The following is a 9,455-nucleotide window of genomic DNA, read 5'->3' as shown; positions in this document are numbered from 1 at the left end:
GACGCCCGTGAGCTCGGAGTACCGGCTGACGATGCGCCAGATCATGCGTTCGAGGGTGGCGTCGATCTCGAGGACGTCCTCGCGGAAGGACTCCTCGAACAGGGCCTGCGAGCGCAGGTCGTACCAGAGGCGGTGCATCGTGTCGTCGGCGGTCAGGGTGGCGACCAGGCCGTCGGCGAAGCCCTGGGCCAGCCCTTCCGGCGTGCGCGCGGTGGCGACGATCCGGTCGTAGCGCTGCACGCAGACGGCCTTGTACTGCCGTACGCAGTACATGATCAGGTCGACCTTGTCGCGGAAGTAGTAGTGCAGCACGCCGTGGGAGAACGAGGAGTTCTGGGCGATCTCCCGCAGGCTCGTGCGGGCGTAGCCGAGCGTGGACAGCGTATGCAGCGCCGCGTCCGCGAGCTCGCGGCGGCGTTCCTCGAACTTGTCGACCTGGCGGCGGGAAACCCGGTCGGGTTTCCCGGCGGCGGCCTTCTCGGCAGTGGACATCGCTGCTCAGAGTAGCCGAAGCTCGCAAGCTTGACGGTCGTCCAAGAAATTCTTGACAGTCGTCCAGAGCCGGCCCTACGTTGTGCTCCGCATCACCGGAGATCGCGAAAGGACTGTCGATGACTCAGTTGGACCTGTCGGGGAGACGAGCACTCGTCACGGGCGGTGCTCGTGGACTGGGTGCCGGCATGGCGCAGGCGCTCACGGCGGCCGGGGCGCGCGTGATGATCGCGGACGTGCTCAAGGACGTGGGGGAGCAGACGGCGGCCGGCCTGGAGGGTGCCGGTTTCGTCCAGCTCGACATCACCAGCGACGCCGAGTGGGAGGCCGCGGTCGCCCACACCGTCAGCGAGTTCGGCGGGCTCGACATCGTCGTGAACAATGCCGGCATCGAGATCACGCAGCTGATCATCGACACCGAGCCCACCGAGCTGCTGAAGATGCTCGAGGTCAACATCCTCGGCACCACGCTCGGCATCAAGCACGCGTTCCGCGCGATGAAGCCGGGTGGCGCGGCCGGCAACGGCGGCACGGTCGTCAACATCTCGTCGGTGGCCGCCACCATCGCGTTCCCGGGCATCAGCGGTTACTCCGCCACGAAGTCCGCCGTCGACCGGATCACCCGCATCGCGGCCGCCGAGTCCGGCAAGCTCGGCTACGGCGTGCGCGTCAACTGCATCTACCCCGGCCTCGTCGCCACCGACATGGGCGTCAAGCTCGCCGTCGAGACGTCGGCGCTGGGCCTGTTCGAGAGCCCGGACGCGGCCGTCGGCGCGGTCATCGGCCTCACCCCCTCGGGACGCCTGGGCGAGGTGGCCGACATGGCCGACGCCGTCGTGTTCCTCGCGTCCGACCAGTCCCGGTTCGTCAACGGCGTCGGCCTGCCGGTCGACGGCGGGATGGGAATGTGATGAGCGAGCCCACGAAGAAGCCCGTCGTCGTCTACGGCGTCTCCGGCTACACCGGCCGGCTGATCTGCGAGTACCTGCGCGAGTACAACGTCCCCTTCATCGCCGCCGGCCGTGACGGCAAGAAGGTCCAGGCCGTCGTCGACAAGATCCCCGGCATCGAGACGGCCGACTACGACGTGGTCGAGGTCAGCCACGACGTCGCGTCGCTGACCAGCCTGTTCGAGGGCGCCTCGGTGGTCTGCAACACCGTGGGCCCGTTCATCAAGTACGGCCCCGAAGTGGTCGAGGCGGCGCTGGCCGCGGGCTGCCACTACACCGACACCACCGGCGAGCAGGACTGGACGCTGGCCGCCAAGAACGACTGGGGCCAGAAGTTCGCCGACGCCGGCCTGCTGCTCTCGCCCGGCATCGCGCAGATGTACACCACCAGCGAGATCGCCGCGAACATCGCGCTCGACGCCGCGCCGGGCCTCGACACGCTCGACATTCTGGTGCTGTGGAAGGGCTTCCCGACCTACGCCTCCACCCAGACGATCTTCACGATCCTCAAGGCCGACTGGTACCACCTCGTCGAGAACAAGTACGTCGCGTGGGACCACAAGTCCACCCGCGAGTGCGTGGTCCCCGGTTCGCACGGCACTGCGCTGACCGTGCCGTGGGGCGGCATGGCCCACCCCGTGTGGTTCAAGGACGACCCCCGCGTCGCCACCGTCACCGCCACCGGTGGCGTGCTCGACCGCGCCGTCATGGACGGCGTCGTCGCCACCACGGGCATGTTCGAGGAGCAGATCAAGCCGCTGGAGCCCGCCGCGCAGGAGGCCGCGCTGGCCGACATCGCCGCGAGCCTGCAGGCCGACATGCCCCCGCGTGAGAACCCGAGGATCAACACCTCCATCGACTCCGTGCACGCGTCCGGGCCGCTCGGGCGCGTGCACGTGGCCATCCACGGCAACTCCAACTACAAGCAGACCGGCCTCCTGCAGGCCTTCGCCGCGTACTCGCTGCTCCAGCAGCCACCGCGGCGGGTCGGCTTCGCGTCGGGCTGCCAGGCCTTCGGCCACCAGGCGCTGCTCGGCACGCTGCGCAACTTCGGGCTGGTGCTCAAGCCGATCGTGACCGTCCACGACTGATGTCGCTCACCAGCTACCTGGACAAGGGGGCGTCGCTCGGTCGCGGCGCCCCCTGTCTCGTCACCGATGACGTCACCCTCACCTACGGCGACGTGGTCGACCACAGCCACTCCGTCGCCCGGGCGCTCGCGCGATCGGGCGTTCGGGCCGGCGACAAGGTCGGCATCCTGTCCAGCAACGACGCGAAAGCGTTCGCCACGGTGTTCGGCATCGCCCGCCGCGGGGCGGTGTGGTGCCCGATCAACCCGCGCAACACCGCGGGCGAGAACGCCGAGCTGCTCGACCTCTTCGACTGCGTCTGCCTCTTCTACCGCAGCTCCTACGCGGCGCTGGTGGAGCAGATGCGCCCGCACCTCCCGCAGGTGCGCACGTTCGTCTGCATCGACGCGGAGGACGGGGACACGCCGTCGCTCCAGCTGTGGACGGCGTCGGGGGAGGACTTCGACCCCACCCCGCCCGACGACACCATCATGATCGTCGGCACCGGCGGCACCACCGGCCGTCCCAAAGGGGTGCAGCTCACCGACCGCAACCTCGAGACGATGTCGGCGCTGACGCTGATGGGCTACCCCTTCGAGGGACGGCCCGTCTACCTCGCGATGGCCCCGCTGACCCACGCGGCCGGGGTGCTCTGCTTCCCGGTGATGGCGCTGGGCGGCCAGGTCGTCGTCATGCCGGCCCCCGACCTCGACGCGTTCCTGGAGCTGGTGCCTCGGCACCGGGTGACGCACACGTTCCTTCCCCCGACGCTGATCTACATGCTGCTCGGGCACGTGAAGCTGTCGGCGACGGATCTCTCGTCGCTGCAGTGCTTCTGGTACGGCGCGGCACCGATGTCGCCCGCCCGCCTGGAGCAGGCGCTGACCGACATCGGGCCGGTGATGGCGCAGCTGTTCGGGCAGTCCGAGGCACCGATGATGGTGTCGATGATGGCGCCACGGGAGCACTTCAACCCCGACGGCACCGTCGCCACCCACCGGCTCGCCTCGGCGGGCCGGGCCGGGCCGCTCGTCACGGTGGGGATCATGGACGGGGCGGGCAACCTCCTCGGGCAGGGCGAGCGCGGCGAGATCGTCGTGCGCAGCTCGCTGGTGATGGCCGGGTACTACAAGAACCCGGAGGCCACCGCCGAGGCCTCGGCCCACGGCTGGCACCACACGGGCGACATCGGCTACCTCGACGAGGACGGCTTCCTGTTCATCGTCGACCGCGCCAAGGACATGATCATCACCGGCGGCTTCAACGTCTACTCGGCCGAGGTCGAGCAGGCGCTGATGGCGCACGAGGCGGTCCGCGACTGCGGCGTCGTCGGTCTACCCGACGACAAGTGGGGCGAGCGCGTGGTGGCCGTCGTGCAGCCGCAGCCGGGTGCCACGGCCGATCCCGACGAGATCATCGCGTTCGTCAAGGCTCGGATCGGCAGCGTGAAGGCGCCCAAGCAGGTGGAGGTCTGGCCGGACCTGCCGCGCTCGACCGTGGGCAAGGTTCTCAAGACCGACATCAAGGACCAGCTGCGCAAGAACGCCTGATCCTGTGCTCCTCGGGTGGGGGAGCAGGCCGAGGGGAGCAGATCAGGAGCGGACGAGCCGTGCGATCGCCTCGGACGCCTCGCGCACCTTGAGGTCGGCCTCCTCGCCGCCGGCCTGCGCCGCCTGGACGACGCAGGTGGCGAGGTGCTCGTCGAGCAGTTCGAGGGAGAAGGACTGCAGCGCTTTGGTGGCCGCCGACACCTGGGTGAGGATGTCGATGCAGTACTTGTCCTCCTCGACCATCCGCGCGAGGCCCCGGACCTGGCCCTCGATGCGACGCAGCCGCTTGAGGTAGGCGTCCTTGTCGTTGCTGTAGCTCGCCATGGCGCCTCCCTGATCCGTAACGCCGTCCACTGATGACGGTACGGGGCCGAACGGGACGCTGTCGACGCGACCCTCTGGAGAAACTCGCTGGTCGGGGTATCTCACATTGCGCAGAGTGACCGTGGCGCAGTTACGGTGGGTGAGGCGCGGCTTGCGGGGTGCCCCCTGGGGACGCGCGCCGGCGGCGGACGTGTGGATTCCCCTCCCCAGCGCCCGCCGCCGGCCCACTCCGTCTTGTTCGTATGCGGGCCGCCGACCGGTTCGGCTGCACCAGGATCGTGTCGGACGAGACTCGTGTCATACAAGGAAGCGGTAGGCGGTGGTGCCCGGCGCCACGAGCTGGATGGTGAGCGGGCTGGCCTCCATCCGCTTCCACAGCGGCTCGTAGCCCTCGCGGCTGCTGATCTCGACGCCGACGAGCGCCGCGCCCATCTCGCGGTTGTCGCGCTTGACGTACTCGAACAGCACGATGTCGTCGTCCGGACCGAGTACCTCGTCGAGGAAACGGCGCAGCGCGCCCGGCTCCTGCGGGAACTCCACGAGGAAGTAGTGCTTGAGGCCCCGGTGCACGAGCGACCGCTCGACGATCTCGGCGTAGCGGCTGACGTCGTTGTTGCCCCCGGAGAGCAGGCACACCACCGTCTCACCGGGCCGGATCGCGACCGCGCCGTCGAGCGCGGCCGTGGCGAGCGCGCCCGCGGGCTCGGCGATGATCCCGTCGGTCTGGTAGAGGTCGAGCATCTCGGTGCAGACGCGGCCCTCGTCCACCGTCACGAGCTCGGCCCCGCAGTCCCGCACCAGCGGGTACGTCGTGTCGCCCACACGGCGCACGGCCGCGCCGTCGACGAACGTGTCCAGCTCGGGCAGCGCCACCGGCCCGCCCGCGGCGAACGCCGCCGCCATCCCGGCCGCGCCCGCAGGCTCGACGCCGACGATCCGCACGTCGGGGTACCGGTCGGCGAGCCAGCTGCCCACGCCCGCGAGGAGACCACCGCCGCCCACCGGCAGCATCACGACGTCGGGCGTGCGGCCGAGCTGGTCGAGGATCTCCACGCCGATCGTGCCCTGGCCCGCGATCGTGCGCTCGTCGTCGAACGCGGGGACGACGGTGGCGCCGGTGCGGGCTGCGTGCTCCGCGGCCGCGGCGGCCGCCTCGTCGTAGGTGTCGCCGGCCACCACCAGCTCCACGGCACCGCCCCCGAGCGCCAGGATCCGCTCGCGCTTCTGGCGCGGGGTGGTGGCCGGCACGTGTACGCGGCCGCGGATGCCCAGCTCGCGGCACGCGTACGCCATGCCCTGCCCGTGGTTGCCCGCGCTGGCGCACACCGCGCCGGCCGCGCGGTCGGCAGCATCGAGGCCGGAGAGGAGGTTGTAGGCGCCGCGCAGCTTGTAGGAGCGCCCGACCTGCAGGTCCTCGCGCTTGAGCCACACATTCGCGCCGGTGGCGGCGGATAGGCGGTCGTTGAGCTGGAGCGGGGTGGTGACGGCGATACCGGCGAGCCGGGCGGCGGCGGCGGAAACGGCGTCGGCGAAAGACATGCCCCGATCTTCCCCGCCCGTGTCGGCGTCAGTGGACGTGGGTGCGCCAGCCGGCCGGGACGCGGTCGGCCGGGCCCGGCACGCTCCGGTCGAGCGGGCGGTGGCTCGGGGCCCCGAGCTCGGGACCGTCGTAGGCCTCGTTCGTGGAGTAGTCCCAGAACCAGTCCTCGCCGGGCTCGAAGCTCTGGACGATCGGGTGGCCGGTGGCGGTGGGGTGCGCGGTGGCGTGCCGGGCGGGGGAGGAGTCGCAGCAGCCGATGTGGCCGCACTGCGCGCATCGGCGCAGGTGCGACCACCAACCACCCACCGCGTCGCACTCGACGCAGCCCGTTCGGCTCGGGGGGACGCTCGGGTCGATCGCGTTCGACGCCGACATGAGCATCGTCATGGCGGGGGGTCCAGCAGCGTGCGGGCGAGCTTCTTCCAGAGTGCGAGGTGCGGGTCGGTGCGCGGGTCGCTGCGGTGCTCGAGGGCGTAGGTGAGCCCCACGCCGCGCATGCTCGTGAACAGCAGGTCCCGGACGTAGGGATAGTCCGGGTGGGCGACCAGCGTCGGACCGTAGAAGCGGTCCAGGTTGGTGCGGATGGTGGCGCCCACCGCACGTTCCTCGGGGAGCACGGACTCGCGCAGCTCGTCGTTGGTGCGGGCGGCGGTCCAGAGCTCCACGGCGGCCCAGAAGTGCGGCTCCGAGAACGACTCCCAGAGCAGCTCGACGGCCCGGTCGAGGCGCTCCCCGAGGCTGAGCTCGTCGCCGAGCTGCTCGACCCCGGCGCTCGACGCGGCGAGCCGCTCGGTGGCCAGGTGCCGCGACGCGGCGACGAGCAGCTCGTCGCGCGAGGGGAAGTGGTGCAGCAGCCGGCCCCGCGAGACGCCGGCCCGGGCCTGGATGCGCAGGGTGGTGGCGCCCGCGTACCCGGACTCGACGAGGCACGCGACCGCTGCGTCGAGGATGCGGGCCCGGCTGGTGGCCGTGCGCTCCTCGCGGCGGCCGAGCGGCCGCGGGTCGGGGGTGCTCACCCGGACAGCGTAGCCCGGTCCCCGCGCGAACAGTCACCCTTGACCGCTTCACGGCGCGTTGCCGGGAACGCCACCGCCCGGGGGCGGAGGGCCGCTCGTCGTGCCGATGCGCAGCGACACGGGCAGCAGCACGTCCGCCGGGTGCTCGCCCGCCACCAGGTCCATCGCGGCCTGGGCGGCGGCGCGGCCCTTCTCCTCGGTCGGCTGCACCACCGTGGTGAGGCGGGTGTCGCCGAGCCAGTGCAGCTCGGCGCCGTCGAAGCCCACCACGGAGACGTCGCCGGGCACGTCGAGGCTCAGCTCGGCGGCGGCCTGGAGCACCCCGGCGGCCAGCACGTCGCTCTGGGCGATCACGGCCGTCGGGCGCCGGGCCTCGGGCACGTCGAGCAACGCGCGGCCGGCGCCGGCGCCCTCGGCCACGGAGTTGCTCGCCGCCTCGAACACCGGCACGGTCCCGAACACGTCCTCGACGCCCTCCATCCGGTGCCGGACGTCGCGGTAGTGCGCGCGGGCCCGGCGGGCGGCGTCCACCGGGCCGCGCGTGCCGTCCAGCCGCAGCGGCATGGCCACGGTCTCGACGCGGCGGTGGCCCAGATCGTGGAGGTGGCGGCAGAGGTCGGCGACGCCACGGCGGTCGTCGATGTCGATGAGTGTGACGCCGGTCAGCACCGGTCCCTCGACGGCCACGACGGGCACGCCGCGCGCCCGCAGCGCCTCGAGCGCGGGATCGTCCTCGAGCCCGCAGGTGGCGAAGATCGCGGCGTCGAGCGGGATGCGGGCGATCTGCTCGGTGGACGGGCGGCCGGTGTCACCCGCGAGCAGCAGGAGCCCGACGTCGTGGGCACCGAGGACCTCGGTGATGCCGTCGAGCAGCTGGATGGCGACGGGGTCGCGGAACGCGTAGAGCAACCGCTCGCCGACCACCGCCCCGATGACGCCGCTGCGTCCGCGCCGCAGCGAGGCGGCCAAGGGGTCGGGGCCCGCGTAGCCGAGCGCGGCCGCGGCGGCGAGCACGCGGTCGCGCGTGCCAGGGGTGACGCGCGGACTCCCGGAGAAGGCCAGCGACGCCGTCGACGGCGACACCCCGGCGCGGGCCGCGACGGCGGCGAGCGTCGGACGTCCGGACACGGCGCCGACGCTAGTGCCTCCGGCCGATATGGGTTGAATCGTGCCCGCGCTGTCGCGTACCGTCGAATCGATTCGATGACGCTGCCGAGGGGAAACCGTGAGCACCGCCCGGGCGCTGCCTGCACCCGGGACCGCCCGCGCCCGCACGGCCGTCGTCGCCGTCTTCGCGGCCAACGGGCTGGCGATGGCGTCGTTCATGTCCCGGACGCCGGCGCTGCGCGACGCGCTGGGCCTCTCGTCGGCGCAGCTCGGGCTGCTGCTGCTCTGCCTCTCCGGCGGGTCGATCGCCGGGCTGCCCGCTTCCGGCCCGATCGTGCACCGGCTCGGCCCAGGCCGGACCGTGTTCGCGGGCGCGCTGTCGGTCGCACTCGGGCTCGGGCTGCTCGTGGTGGGTCTCGTCACCGGGCTCGTCGCCCCCGCGGCGGTCGGCCTGGTCTTGACCGGGCTCGGCAGCGGTGTCTGGGACGTCGCGATGAACGTCGAGGGCGCCGACGTCGAGCGCAGGCTCGGTCGCTCGCTGCTGCCCCGGCTGCATGCCGCCTTCAGTCTCGGCACGGTCGTCGGTGCCGTCGTCGGCGCCGCGTCGGCGGCCACGGGCGTGCCGCTCGCCGTGCAGGTCGTGGTGGTCGCGGCACTGCTGCCCGTCGTCGCGATGGTGTCCACCCGCCGCTTCCTGCCGCGGGTCGCGGCGCCCGTCGAGGAACGCTCGACCGGATCGGGCACGCTCGCCGCCTGGCGCGAGCCGCGCACTCTCGTGATCGGGCTGATGGTGCTCGGGTTCGCCTTCACCGAGGGCTCGGCCAACGACTGGCTCGCTGTCGCGTTCGTCGACGGGTACCGCACCAGCCAGGCGCTCGGCGCCGTCGGCTACGGCTTCTTCGTCGTCGCCATGACGTTCGGGCGCCTGTTCGGCGGTGCTGCGTTGGGGCGGTTCGGGAGGGTCGCGAGCCTGCGCACGATGGCCGCCTTCGGCGTCGCCGGGCTCCTGCTCGTGCTGCTCGGCGGGTCCACGCCCGTGGCGCTGGCCGGGGCGCTGCTGTGGGGCATCGGGGCGGCGCTGGGCTTCCCGGTGGGGATGAGCGCGGCCGCCGACGACCCGTCCAAGGCCGCCGCGCGCGTGTCCGTCGTCAGCTCGATCGGCTACACCGCGTTCCTCGCGGGCCCGCCGCTGATCGGCCTGCTCGCCGAGCACGCCGGCATCCTGCGCGCGCTGTTCGTCGTGCTCGGGGCGCTGGTGCTGGGGCTGCTGGCCTCGGGTGCCGCCCGCCCGCTCCCGGTGGTGGAGGACGCCGCACCCTAGCGGCGACCGAGCACGTGTCCGCCGCGCCACTGCCCTTCGCCGTTCGGGCCGGCCCCGTCGTGTTCCGCGGCTCCGACGCGGTGCG

The 9,455-nt window shown here is 72.2% G+C and carries 10 protein-coding genes; 4 read left to right on the top strand and 6 right to left on the bottom strand.

What is annotated here, in order from left to right; genetic code table 11:
• On the bottom strand, positions 1–492 hold a 492-nt coding region (locus JWR81_RS05925), incomplete at its 3' end, for a TetR/AcrR family transcriptional regulator (RefSeq protein WP_297647730.1).
• Between the two features lie 119 nt (positions 493–611).
• Between JWR81_RS05925 and JWR81_RS05920 the strand changes: the two genes are divergently transcribed.
• Genes JWR81_RS05920 through JWR81_RS05910 form a run of 3 tightly spaced genes read left to right on the top strand, consistent with a single transcriptional unit; the run spans position 612 to position 4,062 of the window.
• The gene (locus JWR81_RS05920) at positions 612–1,403 is read left to right on the top strand and encodes an SDR family oxidoreductase (protein WP_297647727.1); all 792 of its coding nucleotides are present in this window, start codon (positions 612–614) and stop codon (positions 1,401–1,403) included.
• Positions 1,403–2,533 (top strand): DUF5938 domain-containing protein, encoded by a 1,131-nt coding sequence (locus JWR81_RS05915; RefSeq protein WP_297647724.1) that lies wholly within the window; start codon positions 1,403–1,405, stop codon positions 2,531–2,533. The genes JWR81_RS05920 and JWR81_RS05915 overlap by 1 nt, the downstream gene beginning before the upstream one ends.
• Positions 2,533–4,062 (top strand): long-chain fatty acid--CoA ligase, encoded by a 1,530-nt coding sequence (locus tag JWR81_RS05910; protein WP_297647717.1) that lies wholly within the window; start codon positions 2,533–2,535, stop codon positions 4,060–4,062. Before JWR81_RS05915 ends, JWR81_RS05910 begins: the two co-directional genes overlap by 1 nt.
• Before the next feature lie 42 nt (positions 4,063–4,104).
• Here JWR81_RS05910 and JWR81_RS05905 read toward each other — a convergent pair whose 3' ends face one another.
• The 5 genes from JWR81_RS05905 to JWR81_RS05885 form a co-directional block, all read right to left on the bottom strand.
• Positions 4,105–4,386 carry a metal-sensitive transcriptional regulator gene (locus JWR81_RS05905; protein WP_297647714.1) on the bottom strand — a complete coding sequence of 94 codons (282 nt, stop codon included), beginning with the start codon at positions 4,384–4,386 and terminating at the stop codon, positions 4,105–4,107.
• 297 nt (positions 4,387–4,683) lie between these two features.
• A complete protein-coding gene (ilvA, locus tag JWR81_RS05900) occupies positions 4,684–5,925 on the bottom strand; it encodes a threonine ammonia-lyase IlvA (protein WP_297647711.1) in 1,242 nt (413 codons plus the stop codon).
• A gap of 28 nt (positions 5,926–5,953) precedes the next feature.
• On the bottom strand, positions 5,954–6,313 hold the full coding sequence (locus JWR81_RS05895; protein WP_297647708.1) for a UBP-type zinc finger domain-containing protein: 360 nt from the start codon (positions 6,311–6,313) through the stop codon (positions 5,954–5,956).
• Complete coding sequence (locus JWR81_RS05890; protein ID WP_297647705.1) at positions 6,310–6,942, bottom strand: TetR/AcrR family transcriptional regulator; 633 nt, start codon at positions 6,940–6,942, stop codon at positions 6,310–6,312. The genes JWR81_RS05895 and JWR81_RS05890 overlap by 4 nt, the downstream gene beginning before the upstream one ends.
• Before the next feature lie 48 nt (positions 6,943–6,990).
• Entirely contained in the window at positions 6,991–8,070 is a 1,080-nt protein-coding gene (locus tag JWR81_RS05885) for a LacI family DNA-binding transcriptional regulator (RefSeq protein WP_297647702.1), read from the bottom strand.
• 97 nt (positions 8,071–8,167) lie between these two features.
• On the opposite strand from JWR81_RS05885, the gene JWR81_RS05880 reads away from it, so the two are divergent.
• A complete protein-coding gene (locus JWR81_RS05880; RefSeq protein ID WP_297647698.1) occupies positions 8,168–9,370 on the top strand; it encodes an MFS transporter in 1,203 nt (400 codons plus the stop codon).
• The last annotated feature ends 85 nt before the right edge of the window (positions 9,371–9,455 follow it).

Origin of the sequence: Pseudonocardia sp. (assembly GCF_025965585.1) — a bacterium.
Classification (GTDB): domain Bacteria; phylum Actinomycetota; class Actinomycetes; order Mycobacteriales; family Pseudonocardiaceae; genus Pseudonocardia.
The sequence above is the reverse complement of the archived record's forward strand: the minus strand, read 5'-3'. Positions and strand labels throughout refer to the sequence as shown.

What these genes read in the sequence shown, in the direction of transcription:
- JWR81_RS05915 (WP_297647724.1), top strand. Translation starts at nt 1,403, where the DNA reads ATGAGCGAGCCCACGAAGAAGCCCGTCGTCGTCTACGGCGTCTCCGGC.
- JWR81_RS05905 (WP_297647714.1), bottom strand. Translation starts at nt 4,386, where the DNA reads ATGGCGAGCTACAGCAACGACAAGGACGCCTACCTCAAGCGGCTGCGT.
- ilvA (WP_297647711.1), bottom strand. Translation starts at nt 5,925, where the DNA reads ATGTCTTTCGCCGACGCCGTTTCCGCCGCCGCCGCCCGGCTCGCCGGT.
- JWR81_RS05895 (WP_297647708.1), bottom strand. Translation starts at nt 6,313, where the DNA reads ATGACGATGCTCATGTCGGCGTCGAACGCGATCGACCCGAGCGTCCCC.
- JWR81_RS05910 (WP_297647717.1), top strand. Translation starts at nt 2,533, where the DNA reads ATGTCGCTCACCAGCTACCTGGACAAGGGGGCGTCGCTCGGTCGCGGC.
- JWR81_RS05920 (WP_297647727.1), top strand. Translation starts at nt 612, where the DNA reads ATGACTCAGTTGGACCTGTCGGGGAGACGAGCACTCGTCACGGGCGGT.